This window comes from Neorhodopirellula pilleata (genome assembly GCF_007859915.1).
GTDB lineage: Bacteria > Planctomycetota > Planctomycetia > Pirellulales > Pirellulaceae > Rhodopirellula > Rhodopirellula pilleata.
Genome location: NZ_SJPM01000010.1, coordinates 301,220 through 318,643 on the forward strand (window position 1 = coordinate 301,220; position 17,424 = coordinate 318,643).

Here is a 17,424-nt window from a genome sequence, read left to right on the forward strand (position 1 = left end):
ATGTCCGACTCCCCTCACTTGCATCCGAAACTTCGAGAACTGTTGTCGCAGCTGCGGCACCAGGTCCGGCGGTACATCGTTTGGGAATCGGTGCTGGTTCTGTTGGCGATCGCGTTGGGAGTTTTCTGGATCGCGTTCCTGATCGATTATTTACCCGTGCGGATCGGCGGCAGCGAGATGCCGCGATCGGCCCGCGGCGTCGTTTTGGTGGCCACGTTGATCGCGATGGCCGTCTTCGGATGGCGGTATTTAATCTCGCGCTACCGACGCCGACTGCCCGATGATTCGCTGGCGCTGTTGATCGAGCGACATCATCCGGAGATCGGCGGTCGATTGGTCACCGCCGTACAACTCGACACGGAACAGCGTGTGGGCGACTCACATAGTCCGACGTTCTTGGCGTCGGTTCATCGCGAAGCAATGCAGTACGTTGATCGAGTGGATTTGAAGCGAGTGTTCCGTCGCGAGCCGATCGTGCAAAAGATTTGGTTCGTCGCTCCGTTATTGATTGCCGCGTTGATCATGGCGATCGCCAGCCCGCAGACGTTCGGCCGCGCGATCGGTCGATTGACCTTGATGTCCGATTCGCCGTGGCCGCGTCGGGCTTCCTTGGAAATGGTGGGCGTCGAAGTGCCGATCATCACCGCCGACGAATCCGACAGCGGCGCGACCGAGTTGTTGCCGTTCGAAGAGAAGGTCTTGCGATTGGCTCGCGGCAGCAACGCCACCTTGCGCGTCCGCGCCGCCGGAGAGGAGCTCGGGCATGTCGTTCCTGAATTGTGTACGGTGGCTTACTACGACGACGACGGGAACCGCGGACAGAGCAATCTGCGCCGCGTCGGTCGCGTCGTTGATGGCTATCAAACGTTTGTGCTCGACGGTCCGCCGTTGGCTTCGTTGTCCAAATCGGTGACGTTGTCGATTCGCGGACTCGACGATCGACTGAGTGATTTTCGAATCGAAGCGGTCGAACCGCCCGCGATCGCGAACTTGGAGATGCGAGTTCGCTATCCCAATTACCTTCGCGTTTTTGACGACATGACCATCGCCGACGAAAAGGCGGTCGATCAAACGCTTAACTATCAAGCCGGTGTCCGGATTCGCGAAGGCAGCCGTTTGACCCTGGTGGGATCGTCCAGCATTCCGCTCGGTTCGGTCGACGTGACCGCGTCGAGTTTGGAAACGACCGGTGCGACGAACGTCGCCCCCATCGACGCCAATCGCGACGAACAAGCCGAACTCAACCCAGATGTGGAAATTGCCGAAGACGGGATGAGCTTTTCGTTGACGTTACCCGACTTGCGTGAAGCGGTCTCGATTCGAATGGTTCCCCGCGATCCGACCGGGATCTCCGCTCAAGCCGCGTACCGATATTTCATCGGAGTCGTCCGCGATCAGATTCCTGAAACCACGATGCGATTGACGGGGATCGGCTCGGCCATCACTCCGATCGCGAAGTTGCCCGTCGTCGCGACCGCCAAAGACGACTATGGTATCGAATCGGTCCAAGTCCTGATGAACGTGCAAGGAAAGCAAGACGAGTCCGAAACTTCTGAACCGCTCGTCCAAACCCATGTGTTGAGTCCGGTCTTGGATCGTGACGGCAAAACAAATCTGACGATCGATTTGCGAACGCTGACCGACGATAAAGTCTTGCAACCGATCCAGCCTGGGGCGATGGTAACGATCGGCACGACCGCCAAGGATCGATTCGACCTTTCGACGCCACACATCACCCAAGGCGAGCTGACCCGTTTGCAAGTCGTTACACCGGAGGAATTACTCGCCTCGTTGGAACGTCGCGAATTGGAATTCCGCTCGCGACTCGAACAAGCCATCGATGAAACCCGGCGACTCAAACAAAGCCTCACCGGAATTGACGGCGAAACGGCCGAACTGGCGATGCCGACCGAAGACGAACTGCGTTCGCGTCAACGTGTTCAGTTGCGAATTCGCCAAGCCGAACTGCAGGCGGCCAAGACCACCGAAGAACTCGCCGGAATCGTCTCGGGAATTGACGACCTGTTGCTGGAAATGCTCAACAACCGAATCGATTCGGTCGACCGCCGAGAAAGGCTTCAAACCGGCGTGCGTGATCCGCTGAACCTCGTGGTGACGGAACCATTCCCGCGTTTACGGCGTCAAATCGTTGAACTCGAACGGATTCTGATGACCCAAACCGTGGCTTCCGACGGGGAGAACGAATCCCCTCGTGAATCTTCGCCGGAATCGGGATCGCAAGCCGATTCAATCTTGAAGATGCGTCAGGCCGTCACCGAAGCGGTCGCGACGAACGACGAGATTCTGCTGCAACTCTCCGCCGTTTTAGAGAAAATGCTGGACTTGGAGAGTTTTAACGAGATATTGGATCTCATGCGTGGTCTGATCGACGATCAAGAAAGCCTGCTCGACGAAACCGAAGACGCCCAAAAGAAACGAGTTCTGGACCTATTCAAATGAAACATCACCCTCCGCGAATGAACCGGCTTAGTAGTCTCATTGGGATCTCGGTTTGGCTACTAGTCGGTGGGCTGTGTTGGATCGTAACGAGTGCGTCGGCCGCCCAATCGGGTACCGACGCCCCGGCGGAAGATCCCTTGGTCGCCCGGCAATCAAGCGTCGCGCAGCGATACGCGAGACTGGAAGAGTTGTTGTTGCGATTGGCCGACGTTGAATCGCGTGAGAACCCCGAACGGGCCGCGCTGCTCAAACGCGTCGCCAAACAATCCCGCGAAAAGTTCGTGTTGGAAAAGCTCCAAGGCGCGGGCACGTTGATCGCCAAAGGGCAATTGTCCCAAGCGCTCGAGGATCAAAAGACCGCCACGACGGATTTGCAAAGTCTGTTGAAGTTGCTACTCAGCGAGGACCGCAGTTCGCGGATTCGAGACGAGAAGAAACGCATCGCTGAAATCATCAAACAATTGCGTTTGACCGAACGCAATGAACGTAGCGTTCGGGCGAGGACGGAAAACGGCGTCGACTTGGATGAGGTCGCCAAGGAACAAGCCGAGATCGCCAAGCGAGCCGAGCAGTTGAGCGACGAACTCAATGCGCAGGACGAAACGAGCGAAAAGTCGGAGCAAGACGAGAAGTCTGAATCAACCGATCCGAACGCCGATCCATCGGCGGAATCGAAGCCCGGAGAGTCGAAGCCCGCAGAGTCAAAGCCGGATGAAATGAAACCGGGGGAAAACAAACCCAGCGAGAGCGAGTCCGGTGAACCCAAGCCCAGCGAAAGTAAGCCCAGCGAGAGTAAGCCCAGCGAGAGTAAGCCCGGCGAAAGTAAGCCCAGTGAGCCACAACAAGGCGAACAACAACAGGCCGAACAAAAACAAGGTGAACAACAGCAAGGCGAGCAGCAACAAAACAAACCACAGCAACCACCTCAATCACCGGAGCAACTCGCCGAACAGCAGCTCAAGAAAGCCATCGAGAGCATGAAGCAAGCTCAAGAAAAGCTTGCCCAAGAACAACGCTCCGAAGCGACCGAGGAACAACGCCAAGCCGAAGAAGAACTTCGCAAAGCGATCGATAAACTCGAAAAAATCCTGCGGCAGCTTCGTGAGGAAGAGATCGAACGGGAACTCGCTAAGCTCGAAGCGCGTTTACGAAAGATGGCCGCGATGCAATCGGCAATCCTTGACGAAACGATCCAGCTTGCCAAGACGCCCGCGCCGCAGCGTAACCGGGCGACCGACCTGAAGGCGGGCGATTTGTCATTCGAGGAACAGAAAATCACTCTCGAAGCCGACCGGGCGATGCTGCTTTTGAAGGAAGAAGGCTCAAGTGTCGCGTTTCCCGAAGTAATTTTGCAACTTCGTGAAGACACCCGACGGGTGGCCACTCGTTTGGGACAATCCAAGATCGATGCGGTCACTCAAGGGATTCAAAACGACATTTTGGCCGCACTTGAAGAAATGATCGACGCCCTTGCGAAGGCGCAGCGGGACCTGGAAAAGAAGAAACAGCAAGAACAACAGCAACAGCAAGGACAACCCTCCGGACAAGGTTCTCAAGAAGAACCACTCGTCGAGTCACTCGCTGAGCTAAAATTGATTCGCACCATGCAAACTCGGATTCAAAGCACGACCGACCGTTACGGGGAGTTGCTTCAAGACGATAATGCAGGGGATTTGGATAATTCCAAAGTTCCAGAAAACGTCGGTGAGGACATATTGCCCTTGCTACGCGACCTCGCACAACGACAAGATCGGTTGTATCAGATCACCCGTGATTTGGTCACCAAACGAAACCGATAGTGTTGTTTTGCCGTAACGCCAACCTGTTTGGGAGAAAAATGTATGATCCATGCGATCCGAATCCGCTGTTTGACTGCGGTGTGCTTGATGTGCTCGTGGACCGCATGGACGGAGGCAGATGATTTGAATCCCGAACGGATCATCCCCGAGGAAAAAGCCCAACCGCTTGAGTCGATGTTGCCGGGCTCGTCTGAAAAAATGGGTTCGCGAGATTCGCTCGACCGAGCCACCGATTGGAAACCGCTCGACACCGAAGCCATGGCTGAGATGCTTCGCCGCTGTCTCGATACGATCGGCGTCCCGTCCGACGCGATCAATCGCTCGACCGAACAGTTCCTCGCCGACATCCGACAAGAAGACGCCGAGGCGCTGAACGCGTGGGTCAACGCGGCGGCGATGCAGATCGATCCGATCGCCGCCATGATCGGACGATCCAATCCGGATTCGAATGCACCCGAATCGAATACGAGCGTCGAACTTCTCGGCTTGGCCAAACGTTTGGACCCCAGCGGTCCGGACTATCCGACGATCGAATCCTTGCCGCCGGAGATGCGTGCGGCACTGCGGACTTGGATCGGTCGCGAACTCGTTCGGGCTCGTCTGTATGACGAAGCACTTCCGATCTTTGCCGAGGTCGATCCGGCCGCATCGCCCGACGCGGCATCGTTGCTGTTCTATCGTGGTGCCTGCTACCACGCCTTGCTCAAGGCCAAGGAAGCGTTATCGGATTTGCGAAGCTTGCTCCAACACGAAGATGACATTCCTGTTCGATATGCACGGACGGCGAAGATGATGGTCGCCGACATCAAACCGCTCAAAGAAGACTCGCTCGATGAAATCTCTCGCTTAATGACCGACGTCACCCGACGCCTGGACTTGGGACGGGCCGACGACGCTACCCAACATCGAGAACAAGAGGTCATTGATAAGCTGACCAAGCTGATCGACAAAATCGAAGAACAGCAGCAGCAACAACAGCAGCAACAAAGCAATGGTCAAGGGGGAAATCCTCGGGGTGGCGAGGCCAAACCGATGGAAGACAGCCGTATCGCCGGTGCCAGCGGCGAGGGAGACGCCGACCGCAAAACCCTAGACGACAAAGGTGGCTGGGGAAATTTACCGCCCGCCGAACGCCAAGAATCGTTGCAACAGATCAGCCGCGATTTGCCGACGCACTACCGCGAAGCCATCGAAGCCTACTTCCGTAAAATGGCCACCGATTCGTAGTGGACGAGGCGACGACACCCAACCATCGCCAAGCCGATTTAAGAATCGAAAACCTAAACGTGACCGCAGGCGGTAACGTTCTATTGCGCGACGCATCGGTGACCTTGCCTCATGGAAAGATCACCGTTCTCGTCGGCGGCAGTGGCGCGGGCAAGTCGGTCCTGCTGCGTGTCCTCGCCGGCATCCTGCCTCGCGACGGTGAGTCGATCACATGGTCCGGAGCGTTCTCGTTTGACCGTGACTCGTCCGCCCGATCGTCATCGGATCGCCCGCAGCGGACCGGAATCGTCTTTCAACAATTTGCGTTGTTTGACGAACTCAACCCCGTCGCCAATGTTCAGTTCGCGATCGATCATCGACGCGATCGGCATCACCCGCCTCGCTATCGAGCGATGCAGTGGTTGGAACTACTCGGCGTGCCGTCTTCGACCCACGTTGCCGCGTTGAGCGGTGGTCAGAAACAGCGTTTGGCGATCGCACGCACCTTGGCCGCCGATCCGGAAATTATCCTTTACGACGAACCGACGTCAGGCTTGGATGCGGCCAGCGGACGTCGGGTCGCCGAACTGATCCGCGAAACCCAACGGCGATTCGGGCGTACCAGCCTCGTGGTCACCCACGATTACGAGACCCTACTCGGGTTCGCTGATCAAGTCTTGCTGTTGGATTCCCATACGCACTGCATTCGCCCCGTTCCTACCGAGCAACGTGACGGCCTAGCGGACTTGATGGATACCGCTGGCGATGTGTCCGCCGACCGACAGTCACCGCCGACCTCCGTTCCGCCGCAACGCGTCTGGGGTGCGAACGTGTTGGGTTGGTTAGCCGAGTCCGCCAAGCGTTTTTTGACCGCGACCGGCGACACCCTGATCGCCGTCGCTCGATTACCGATCGACGCGTTTCCGATCGTCCCACGCCCTCGTTGGGCGGCTCGATTTTTGGGACACTATTTGCGTTTGATCGGCGGGCCGTCGGCATGCGTTTACTTGATCATCGCCGGTCTGATCACGGGATTCACAACGACTTACTTCACGTTGCGATTCTTGCCGTTTCGACTCTACACGCAACCGTTGCTAATCGATGAAATGCTGGCATCGATCGGATTCGCGTTGTATCGAATTCTGGTTCCGGTTCTCGCCACGGTGTTGATCGCCGCCCGCTGCGGTGCCGCCGTTGCGGCCGATGTGGGGGTCAAGCAATACGGCGGGCAAATCGATGCGTTGAGAACGTTGGGCGTGCGACCGCCGGCGTATTTGCTAGTTCCGATTCTCGGCGGATTCTTGATTGCGACGCCGATACTGGAATGGATCGCCTTCACCGCGTCGCACTGGATCAGCCGCTTCACGTTCTTGGTCACCTATCCGGAGATCGGGATTCATTTTTGGCATCAGCATTTCTTCCGCGCGATCACACCGAAGCCCGACTCATTCGCGGCTGCGTTTCCCGATGGCGGGCTATTTTTGTTCGGCCAAGGTTGGGCTTGGGTGCTGCTCAAGAACAGCGCTTGCGGCATCGGGACCGCCGCGATCGCTTACCACAGCGGCATGTCACCCAAGCAGTCCGCCGGAGACGTCAGCGCCGCGATCACGTCGACGGTTCTGTGGACGACCTTGTATGTCTTGATCGTCCATTTTGTGATAGCCTTAATGGAGTTCTGAGTAACCGCTCGCCGCTCGCTCCCAGGCTCCCGCCCACTTTATCCTACACAAGTCATCATGTATCGCTCCCCTGCCAGCGCGTCTGGCAGGAAGCCGAGGTTGGCAAGCTAGACATTCACCCACGAGACGAGCTCGTGGGGGTCAAAAAGATGTCTAGGATAAAGAGGGCTCCCGCCTGGGAACGCACTGTCTTGGAGGCTCCCGCCTCCCAACCCCCACAAGAACCAATCAACGCATGGACAAAAAAGCAAAGAAACGTTTAGACATCATCAACAAGAAACTACAAACCCTCCGCCCCCGCTTGGCCGGATCGCGAGAGCAAGCCGATGATCCTCAAGAACTCAAAGATCTTGAGAACGAAATCGCCTCGCTCGAGGCCGAAGCGGTCGAGCTGAAAAAATCCTGAAACGCATGAGTGATCCCGTTTGGCGTCCCTACTGCCAAATGAAGACGGCCGCGCCGCCGGTACTCATCAGCGGTGCGGAAGGTTTTGAGTTGATCACCGCCGACGGCCGTCGTTTGCTCGACGGCATGGCCTCGTGGTGGTCGGTCTGTCACGGCTATGGCCACCCGCACATCATCGAGGCGGTCTCGCGACAACTTCGACAAATGCCGCACGTGATGTTCGGCGGAATCACGCACGAGCCGGCCGAGCGTTTGGCCGCCCGATTGGTCGAACGATTGCCGGGCGACTTGAACCACGTATTCTTTGCCGACAGTGGCAGCGTGGCGATCGAAGTGGCGATGAAGATGGCGAGCGGGTATTGGCGGCGACATGGCCAATCCGATCGAACTCGCTTTCTCGCCTTCGACCACGCTTATCACGGTGATACCACCGGCGCGATGTCGTTGTGCGATCCGGACCGCAGCATGCACGCTCGGTACGGCAACGCGATCCTAAAACAAGTCCACTGCCCGCTTCCCCGCGACGAAGAAACGACCTGCGTATTCATTGAAACCATCCAACAACATCACCATGAACTCGCCGCCGTGTGCATCGAGCCGCTCGTGCAAGGGGCCGGTGGCATGCGATTTCACTGCCCCAAAACATTGCGACGAATCCGAGATGCCTGCGACCAATTCGATCTATTGATGATCGCCGACGAGATCGCGACCGGGTTCGGACGGACCGGTACGATGTTCGCGATCGACGCCACCGACGTCGTCCCAGACATTATGTGTTTGGGCAAAGCGTTAACTGCGGGGACGATGACGATGGCCGTGACGGTCGCCGGAGATCGAGTGTTCGATGCGTTCTGGTCCGATGAGGCAGCCGATGCGTTGATGCACGGCCCAACGTTCATGGCCAACCCACTGGCCTGCGCCGCCGCCAACGCATCCTTGGACCTGTTTGAAACCGAACCACGAGTCGCTCAAGCGTCGGCCATGGAAGCCCAATTGCGACGAGGTTTGGCCCCCTGTCGTGATTTGCCTGGAGTCGTCGATGTGCGTTGTCGCGGGGCGATCGGCGTGGTCCAAGTGGAGGCGATACCCGACGTCGAGCGACTGCGTAAACGATTTGTCGACCTCGGCGTCTGGTTACGCCCCTTCGGCGATTGCATCTACACCACCCCGCCGCTGAACTTGCCCGATGAACGCATCAAGCAGCTCTGCGAGGCAATCGTTCGCGCAATCGAAACGGGCATCTGACGCCAAGCAAGGAAAAACCGCCAGGTGCCACCCAAAAAACCGCCAGGTGCCACCCACGTTTCATCGCGATCGCTGCACGGCCTGGTTTCGACCCTCTTTCGTGCTCGTGCTCAGCATCGCGGTGCTCGTGCTCGTAATCGATCGAAGGACGATAGTAATCGAGCCAATCGTGGTCGAACGCTGGTTCGGTCATCGCTGCAATTCGGTTGGCATTGAATTGCAATGACTGCGTTTTTCGCGTTCGGTGTGACAATCAGCGCAGCGGCGAGCTTAACCGACTGGTTCAGCTGGCAAATTGAATGAACGACGTTTGGAAGCAGACCGACTACGTGAAACAGGCCGCGCCGCTACCCTGGCCTCGGTAGTGGTGGCGGCCCGTTTGCTCGGCATGTTGCTTCATGGACTCAGGGCGACCCACACACGCGCTCTTGCCAAAGTAACGTTGCCAGTTCCAAACCAAATCTCGCCACATCGACACGTCAATGCCCAACGCCGCTAAACGCTTCGCCAACCGCGCAGGCACCTCCGCTTTAACGCCCTGGACACTCTGCTTGGCCGTCCAGCAAAGCAGTTCCCAGTAGTCCTCCCAAGACAGATTCAAGAAGCCACGATCACTACTGCGAATGCCACCGGTGTGAACCTCGGCTTCGCCGGACAGGATATCCGGCTTCATCGTCAAAGGGCTCAACCAAGCGTCACGCAGGATCCGACGGCCGGTTGGATTCCTTCGTCTCGCTTTGCGTTCTTTCCGAAGGTCATCGACCGGTGTTTCGCGGATCTTGCGGCCGGCTTCCTCCGTCGGAATCGGCTTCAGGTCAAACGCGGCGGAGTCGACTTGTTCTCCCTTTTGTGCCTCAGCACGATCATAAGCACTCGTAAACCGACACCCTTCGGGGCCTCCCGCGATTGCCGCCCGCACTGGGTTTAAATCCACGTACATGCTGCAGGCAAGCAACCCGGCGTCATCGATAATTCTTTGTGCCTTGAACCTACCTTCCCAAAATCGACCCGTGCACTGATCTTGAAAATTAGCCATCCGTGCGATCGGCTCCGAAAGTGCCCTCATGAACCAGGACACATCGCAGAGTCGCCGCCGCACCTCCGCCAGTCGTTTCTTATCCCGGACAAGTGTTTTGACATCATTCTCGGTCGGTTCAGCCAAATGTTCTTCCATCCGTCGACCAGGAAAGACCCGTAACCAGCCGATCGCGACCTCTTCGTCGGACCACTGCGCACAGACATCGGGCCGATTTCGCAGGATCTGGTGGATATGATTGCTCATAATCGCATAGGAAAGGACATCGATCGCGAACACCGAGGCGAGTGCCTCCATTCTCCTGCGAATCCATTCTTTCCGGAACGAATACTCGACCCCTGAGACCGGATCGACCCCAGCCAGCCAAGCTCTCCGGACACAGCGTTGTATGCAGTGAACATAACAAATCTCTTCTGGCGAGAACTGTTCGGAGCGTTGTGGACGAGGCATGGCAATCTCCCGGTTTGAGCAATTTCCCGAATTCTACGGACTACCTCGCCACATGTCAAAGGTGGGTGGCACCATTTATTGACATGTCAAAGGTGGGTGGCACCATTTATTGATTATCAAAGCCGCTTTTCGATTACGAGCACGAGCACCGTTTCACTGAGCACGAGCACGATGGAGCACTTCGTGCCAGAACGTTTGCGAAAACCGGGTGGCCGCGATTGATCTTCTATCTGTAAACGCGCTGTCGGCCTCTCCGAGTTCATCGGATGGTTATCCGCTTTCCGTCAGCACTTTCATCCGAACCATAGAAAGTCCATAGGCCACGCCCAGGCAAATGTGCAAATTGCCAGAAAGCCGGCACTACCGAGCAACGCCATTCGAATATCCTTTCTAACGAGTCCGACGCATACAAAGAATGCCGTGAGGATTCCAAGCAAATGAGTAAACGCCCATAGTGCAGCGGAGCCTTGCGCCACGGCCGACATGGAAGCTAGCGATTTGATTCCACCGTAAAACTGAAAACGGTCTATCGCACTTGCCGCAATGCAAAGTCCACCAAAAAAAGCAATCGCGGCAAACATATTCCAAATAAGTTGAGTCGGTAGAGACCCAGCCGGAGTTTGTTCTGCGGGGGATTGATATGGGTTAGTCATGTTCAAGAGGCTGACAATCACAAATCGATCAGTAATTTGAAAGATAGCTAAATGCGCCCAGTGAGCGCACGATATATGTCGCGTCGTTCATTGAGTCGAAATCGCTTGGGAATCCGATCGGCTGAACGCGGAAGGTAAATGAAGAAGAATAGTGATGCGAGGCTAGCAGGTGATGCAAGCCAAGCAAAGTGGCGGTATTGCGTTGTGCCAAGAAAGCCAAGGAACGCTAGAAAGAACAAAAATGCAAGAAACGCAAAGTAGCGACGGTCATAGGCTTGGGACATGGTGGTTGCAATCAAGTGAATGGCTTGGAGGTTTCAGAAGGATAACGGACGCCGTCACCCTGGACGGGCGATTGGGTTTCGATTTGTTAAACCGCGTAAGCCGTCCATAAGTGCACGGCCTGGTTCGGGCTTTCGTTCGTGCTCGTGCTCAGCATCGCGGTGCTCGTGCTCGCAATCGATCACCGTTGCGTAGTCTAGCGATGACTCCCCGACCCCGTCAAACTTGATCGCCATCCGAGTCAACATCGAGACGAATCGCTTGAGCTTCAGCTTCATATCACGGCTTGTCTTGATATCCACTCCACCGGACACAACGAGCACATCTTGGATCGCAGCGCATTCAAAGGCTGACCCGCGAGCGATGTCGAGAAAACACGCACGATCCTTCACGCTTCACTTGCCGTTGTCCTCGGCGAGGTTCAGAGGAATTGATTGCGCCGCACGGAGCCATTGATCACGAGCGTGGCGATGCAAACCGCTCAGCGATTTCGAAATCTCGAAAGCCGCCGAAACATCCTCGAGGAACAGACGGTAAACATCCAGACGATCGTGCTCGAAGACTGGATCGTTCATCAAAGCCGCTTTTCGATTACGAGCACGAGCACCGTTTCACTGAGCACGAGCACGATGGAGCACTTCGTGCTCGTAACGCCTGCGTTAACCCGGCGGCAGCCAAGAACCTTCGATTTCATATTCCGCCCGATCCGCCGCTCGGGTTCACCGCTTTGTTCAAGTAAGCCGCTATCGCGGCGGGGAAGTACATTTTGAGTGGTTTGGAGGTATCTGGATTTGTTTGAAGCATCCTGGCAGGAGGAGCTGTTCGCTGTGGACAGCTCATCAACTCCTCCTGTTACAGGAAACTTTCGATGTCCAAGTATAGCAATAACAGCAGCCCCAATCCACTCGGGCTCTTCTTTCCCGCTGCAGTTCGCCAGCGACTCTCCGAAGATTTGCACCTGAGCGGTAAGGCCAAAAGAACCCACGACGGCTACATTCGAGCGGTTCGGCAACTGTCCGACTTCGCTCAGTGCAGCCCCGACGAGGTCGACGAGACTCAAGTGCGTCGGTTCTTTCTGCACCTGAAAATGGATCGTGAGTTCGCTTACGGCTCACTGCGCGTCGCACTCTCGGGCGTTAAGTTCTTTTTCACCGTTACCTGCAAGCGGGACTGGGAAGTCATCCGGATGCTTAAGCTTCAGAACATCAACGCACTACCCGAAGTGCTCACGATCCAGGGCGTTCATCGACTCATCGCCGCCACTACCACTCAACGCATGTTCGCGTACTTTTGGACCGTCTACTCCATGGGACTGCGTCTCAACGAGGGCCTTCACTTGCAGGTCGGTGACATCGATGCTGCTCGTGGACTGATTCACATCCATCGCGGCAAGGGAGCCAAGGATCGCTATATCCCGTTGCCGCAATCGACCTTGGAGGTGCTCAGAGCTTACTGGACGACCCATCGGCATCCACGCTTGCTCTTTCCGGCCGATGGTCGAAACCATTCGTTAGCCAAAAACGGCATCTCCAAGGCCAAGAACCCGATGAGCGAGACTGCCGTCCAGGGAGCGATGAAGGCGATCACCAATCAGCTCGACTTCGGCAAGAAAGTCACGATCCACACGTTGCGACACTCTTATGCGACGCACCTGCTTGAAGCAGGCGTGAGTTTGAAAGTCATCCAAAAGTATCTCGGCCACTCGTCCTTGCAAACAACGATGATCTACTTGCATTTGACCGAGACGGCTGAAGCGAACTCGCGGGAGATCATCGAGGACGTCTTCGGTAAGTTGCCTGGTGGTGTCGACGGCGACGCGGCGGCAAGGCTTGCCAAGCTGAAGTGATCAATCCGGCTTTGTGATGCCAACGGTCGCGGACGCTCTGAGGCGATTCGCACCGGCCTACTTGAAGCAGCATTCGGACTCGATCTCGGTGGCTCAGGACAAGGTGCTCGGCGCGATCACCCGATGCCGAACCGGTGCCTTGGGAGGCGTCCGCTATCAGTGCAAGCGTTGTCAACGAGAACACTGGGTGGGACGTTCCTGTGGCAACCGGCATTGTCCGAGTTGCGGTCATGAGAAGACGCAGGTCTGGATCGAAAAACAATCTGCCAAGTTGATGCCGGTCCATCACTTCCTGGTCACTTTTACGGTGCCCAGGGAGATCGGCTTGGTGCTGCGCGGGTCTCAACGAGAGGGTTATCGATGTCTCTTCGATGCCAGTAGCCAAAGCATCCGCGACGTCGGCGCGGCGACCAAAAGTCTTCAAGGTTGCCAACTCGGATTCTTCGGCGTGCTGCACACGTGGGGTCGTGATCCGGCCGTCTATCATCCGCATATTCACTACGTCGTTCCCGGCGGCGGAGTGAAGTTGGATCGACACGGTCAGGCCGAATCATGGCAGAGCACGCCGAAGAACTTCCTATTTCATCACGGCACGCTTGTGCGTGTGTTCAAAGCCAAGTTGGCCGACGAACTTCGCGATGCGGGCCTGTATGCACAAGTCGACCGTGTCGCTTGGACGAAGAAGTTTGTTGTTGACATTCAGGCGGTCGGGCACGCAGTGCCGACACTGAAGTACCTTGCACCGTATGTCTACCGTGTTGCGATCAATGACAGTCGCATGGTGGCCGTGGATGACGAGAGGGTGACTTACCGAATCCGCCGCAAGGGGAATCGGACGCAGACCAAGACGGTGCCAGGCGAAGCGTTCGTTGAGAGTTTCTTGCAGCACGTGTTGCCGACTGGCTTCATGAAGATCCGCCACTACGGATGGATGAGTGCGAACAGCAAGATCTCGATCGACGAAGTGAAGTGGTTGGTGTGGATCATGCTTGGCTGGACGTTCTGGCTCGGCAGCGGCTATGCGCCGCAGCCGAAAAATCTGACCGCACCGATGCAGTGCACCGAGTGCGGCGGGCAGATGCGAGTGGTCGAGGTGACTTATCAGAGCCTTGATTCGATGGGCATCCAGATCGAGCGTGGCTTGACGTACTTCGATAGCGGATAAGGAAAGATGAAGCGACTCCCACCCATCAATGAACACGAAACGTCTTCGGGAGGGCGAATGATGAAGGTGCGTCTAAGTGGCAGTCAAACGCGTCAAAAAACACGAACAGTGTGCTTGAGGCGGCTGAACCGCGTGGTGACTTCGCTCGTTTTGGCGCGAAAGCACCCAATCAATCCACGCATTCGATCTCGCATAGGTACCACCCTCCGCACCGGAGCGCCAAGCACGGAAGCAAAAACCATACAGGCGATAGGCCGCGTGGGGAATCCAACCGGGCTTCTTGAACAGAGGACTTGAGCTTCGGCTAGTGGCACTGGCTTCGGGCAGCGACTTACGGACCAGCCGAGAAAAAGATTCGAACTCAAACCACGCCTCGCCGCGAAGTCAAATCCTTATTGGTTATCCGCCGTTGTGGGGTCAGAACAGGGCGTAAACATCGTCCTCGCAAAATCCGTCCGAATGAGTCGCCCAAACAGACAATGCATGTTGATAAAAGCGTTGATGAAACGCGACCATTTCAAAGCGGGAGTCGGTGTTGTCTATCATACAGCGAAATTCCACTTCGGACGGCGTTCGCAGGAGAAGCCATAAAGCCCGTGCGGAAAATTGCTCATCCGGGTGGCCCTGCGCAACAATGCATGCATTCAGATGCTCAAGCATGTTCCTCGAAGCGTGCTCTCGAAACTTTCGGAACCAGTCTTGCCGCTGACGCCAGAAATCGCAAGCGGCAGTGACGCCCTTATCGAAGTCTGCTCCGGCATCGACATCGACGTAAAGAAAGACCTCGCGATTTCGATGGCGTAGAGACGCCTTCCATCGCTCAAAATGCGGGTCGAAAACTAGACATGCTTTCAGTTCGTCGGGCTGCATTAGCTTCTGGGCATTTCAGTCGGATAACGGCAGACATCACGGGGCACGGAGGGTTGACATTCCACTGCGAAAAACGCCACAAGCCGTGCTCCCGTGCATGTCATGGTTCGCCGCTTGCTTTGGATTCGGAAGCGAGTTTAAAACGATACGTCACGCCGGGTTCACCAGAGATCTTAGCTTGGCACGATCGCCGAGGTGAGGCCCATTGGCCCGGTGTAAGTCGAATGTGGAATGCGTCACCGTCGGACGGTATGTCGATACCAATATCGTCATGCGCATCCAAGCATTCAGACATCGGCTTGGATTCGTCCAGCAATTCCATAGGCAACGTGAGTACGACCGTATCGAGTGCGATCAATTCGCGACCAGCAGGCCAGCCAAAACGATCGCCCGTAACCGCAGTTAAGACCTTGGTGTTGGATGTACGGTCAGGCACAGGTCTGCTGAGGCCCAGAAGCGAGAGGATACGTGAAATCATTGTCGCAAGCTGGACCTATCGCATTGTGAGGGTCGCCTTGTCTGTCGGCGAACGATCGCGATCACCCCGTCGCGGCGAAAGATTTTCCATTGTCAAAACGCTCGGCTCCGCGACTGGGGTGCATCGCTTGGTTCGCCCTCTTCTTAGTGCGCCAGTGTCGTTTCATCGCTGATATTCAGGATTCTGAATCGATCGCTCCACTGTCGCGATAGTATCCGACACTAGAGTCGGTAAGTCAATAACTTCTCCCTTTCGTGCCCTTTTGTCGATCATTGCAATTGGGAACAGGACAACAGAAGTCTTTGGGTATGTCATCGCGAACATTCGCTCGCCCTCAAACTCCACAGTTACCCACGTCATTGGAGAGTCATTGGCAATGAGGTCTCCAAACACCACTCCGATTGCCTCCAGATCATCAGCTAAAGACATGTTGCCCTTTCCGAGTAGGGCGTTTTTGAAACGAGCGCGAACATCGTCGGGACTATCCCGGGTGAACACAGCCCGCTTGGTGTTTAGATAGGACTCATCTTCCGAAGTAAGTTGACGGATTGAATCCTCGATTGAGCCTCCGGCTTTATTCGACGGCGCACATCCGACGAGCGATAGCAAGAACGCAAACATTGTGGATAGTCGCATCATTTGTTTGTAGGCGAACGGCACGATTCACGGGGATCGCGCGAAAGATTGACCATTGCCAAACCGGCAGCCCGCGATCTCCCGTGCAATCGATGGTTCGTCGTGTCTTCATTTATTGAAGAGTGAGTGAAACGTAACGATGCCGACAGTTGATTTGCCGTCGAATCCATCGACCGATTCAGTGAGGATCAATCCGTTTTTCATGTCGGCGTGCACGAGGATTCTCGCAATGTATGTCGGGTTTCCTTTGATCGTTTTCTCCCCAGTATCTTTCCACGCAAGTCCAGATTCAAAGACGACAGCGCCCTTCGCACCCTGGATGACCATATGCATGTCGTCGCGCGGAAACTCTGCGCGAGTGTCAGAGTCATGCGATGGACCGACTGTCCGGAAGTTGACGATCACGGATTCGTCGAATGAACGTTTTTCGTAGGTGACATCAACAAGCATACGCTTGCCCAATTGGGAAACGTCCGAAACGTGAAAGGGATCGTCCAAGCCGACGGCTTCTTCCATTTGATATTCGTCATCGGGTTCGCCGATTTGATATTCGTCATTGAGTTCGCCTATTTGATATTCGTCATTCAGTTCAGCTGCCACTAGGTTTGGCGTGATCAACATCAACAGAGCTAGTGTTCGGATTAACATTTTGAATCCTCGCAGAAAGTGTAGTGTAGAAAAGAGTGGATTGTCGCAGTCGACGAACACCGCCGATCACGGAGCGGCCGGTGTAAAGTTAGAAGTTCCAAAATAGCGTCTTGGCCGCTGCCGTGCATCGGGATAGTTCGTCGTGTCCCAACGGCGACAGTTCGAACAAGCTTGGCCGCATGTCATTGTATCGAACGCGGGCGAACCAGTGTTCAACGAGCGTTGATTCAGTCCTGGATTCGGGTCGGGGACGGGCGTTGCAGCACCGACGAACGACCCGGATCAGCGGGGACCGGGAGTTGAGCATCCATTCGTGAAAACTGACCACCGGTCCTCCGTTGCATCCGATGGTTCAAGTAAGCCGCTATCGCGGCGGGGAAGTACATTTTGAGTGGTTTGGAGGTATCTGGATTTGTTTGAAGCATCCTGGCAGGAGGAGCTGTTCGCTGTGGACAGCTCATCAACTCCTCCTGTTACAGGAAACTTTCGATGTCCAAGTATAGCAATAACAGCAGCCCCAATCCACTCGGGCTCTTCTTTCCCGCTGCAGTTCGCCAGCGACTCTC

The 17,424-nt window shown here is 55.9% G+C and carries 14 protein-coding genes; 8 read left to right on the forward strand and 6 right to left on the reverse strand.

Annotated features, from left to right (window positions below; all coding sequences use genetic code 11):
* The 6 genes from Pla100_RS21510 (at nt 1) to Pla100_RS21530 (ending at nt 8,794) form a co-directional block, all read left to right on the forward strand.
* A complete protein-coding gene (locus tag Pla100_RS21510) occupies nt 1–2,460 on the forward strand; it encodes a polyketide synthase (RefSeq protein ID WP_146580005.1) in 2,460 nt (819 codons plus the stop codon).
* Nucleotides 2,457–4,259: a hypothetical protein gene (locus Pla100_RS21515; RefSeq protein ID WP_146580007.1), complete on the forward strand. Its 1,803-nt coding sequence runs from the start codon at nt 2,457–2,459 to the stop codon at nt 4,257–4,259. The genes Pla100_RS21510 and Pla100_RS21515 overlap by 4 nt, the downstream gene beginning before the upstream one ends.
* A gap of 87 nt (nt 4,260–4,346) precedes the next feature.
* The gene (locus Pla100_RS21520) at nt 4,347–5,486 is read left to right on the forward strand and encodes a hypothetical protein (protein WP_390620636.1); all 1,140 of its coding nucleotides are present in this window, start codon (nt 4,347–4,349) and stop codon (nt 5,484–5,486) included.
* Complete coding sequence (locus Pla100_RS21525; protein WP_231603319.1) at nt 5,486–7,144, forward strand: ATP-binding cassette domain-containing protein; 1,659 nt, start codon at nt 5,486–5,488, stop codon at nt 7,142–7,144. Before Pla100_RS21520 ends, Pla100_RS21525 begins: the two co-directional genes overlap by 1 nt.
* Before the next feature lie 235 nt (nt 7,145–7,379).
* Nucleotides 7,380–7,550: a hypothetical protein gene (locus Pla100_RS31005; protein ID WP_197168125.1), complete on the forward strand. Its 171-nt coding sequence runs from the start codon at nt 7,380–7,382 to the stop codon at nt 7,548–7,550.
* 5 nt (nt 7,551–7,555) lie between these two features.
* A complete protein-coding gene (locus tag Pla100_RS21530) occupies nt 7,556–8,794 on the forward strand; it encodes an adenosylmethionine--8-amino-7-oxononanoate transaminase (RefSeq protein ID WP_146580009.1) in 1,239 nt (412 codons plus the stop codon).
* A gap of 325 nt (nt 8,795–9,119) precedes the next feature.
* Here the strand turns inward: Pla100_RS21530 and Pla100_RS21535 are convergent, their stop codons facing one another.
* On the reverse strand, nt 9,120–10,280 hold the full coding sequence (locus tag Pla100_RS21535; RefSeq protein ID WP_146580010.1) for a hypothetical protein: 1,161 nt from the start codon (nt 10,278–10,280) through the stop codon (nt 9,120–9,122).
* Between the two features lie 1,330 nt (nt 10,281–11,610).
* Nucleotides 11,611–11,790: a four helix bundle protein gene (locus Pla100_RS31805; protein ID WP_231603320.1), complete on the reverse strand. Its 180-nt coding sequence runs from the start codon at nt 11,788–11,790 to the stop codon at nt 11,611–11,613.
* Between the two features lie 293 nt (nt 11,791–12,083).
* Between Pla100_RS31805 and Pla100_RS21550 the strand changes: the two genes are divergently transcribed.
* Both Pla100_RS21550 and Pla100_RS21555 read left to right on the forward strand, forming a co-directional pair.
* The gene (locus Pla100_RS21550; protein WP_231603321.1) at nt 12,084–13,061 is read left to right on the forward strand and encodes a tyrosine-type recombinase/integrase; all 978 of its coding nucleotides are present in this window, start codon (nt 12,084–12,086) and stop codon (nt 13,059–13,061) included.
* 16 nt (nt 13,062–13,077) lie between these two features.
* On the forward strand, nt 13,078–14,226 hold the full coding sequence (locus Pla100_RS21555; RefSeq protein ID WP_146580014.1) for an IS91 family transposase: 1,149 nt from the start codon (nt 13,078–13,080) through the stop codon (nt 14,224–14,226).
* A gap of 417 nt (nt 14,227–14,643) precedes the next feature.
* On the opposite strand, the gene Pla100_RS21560 is transcribed toward Pla100_RS21555, so the two are convergent.
* The 4 genes from Pla100_RS21560 to Pla100_RS21575 form a co-directional block, all read right to left on the reverse strand.
* Nucleotides 14,644–15,096, reverse strand: coding sequence for a hypothetical protein (locus Pla100_RS21560; RefSeq protein WP_146580016.1), 453 nt, complete (start codon nt 15,094–15,096; stop codon nt 14,644–14,646).
* A 100-nt stretch (nt 15,097–15,196) separates the two neighbouring features.
* A complete protein-coding gene (locus Pla100_RS21565) occupies nt 15,197–15,532 on the reverse strand; it encodes a hypothetical protein (RefSeq protein WP_146580018.1) in 336 nt (111 codons plus the stop codon).
* Nucleotides 15,533–15,736: 204 nt separating this feature from the next.
* Entirely contained in the window at nt 15,737–16,213 is a 477-nt protein-coding gene (locus tag Pla100_RS21570; RefSeq protein ID WP_146580020.1) for a DUF3806 domain-containing protein, read from the reverse strand.
* Between the two features lie 105 nt (nt 16,214–16,318).
* Entirely contained in the window at nt 16,319–16,858 is a 540-nt protein-coding gene (locus Pla100_RS21575) for a hypothetical protein (RefSeq protein ID WP_146580022.1), read from the reverse strand.
* Nucleotides 16,859–17,424 lie beyond the last annotated feature (566 nt).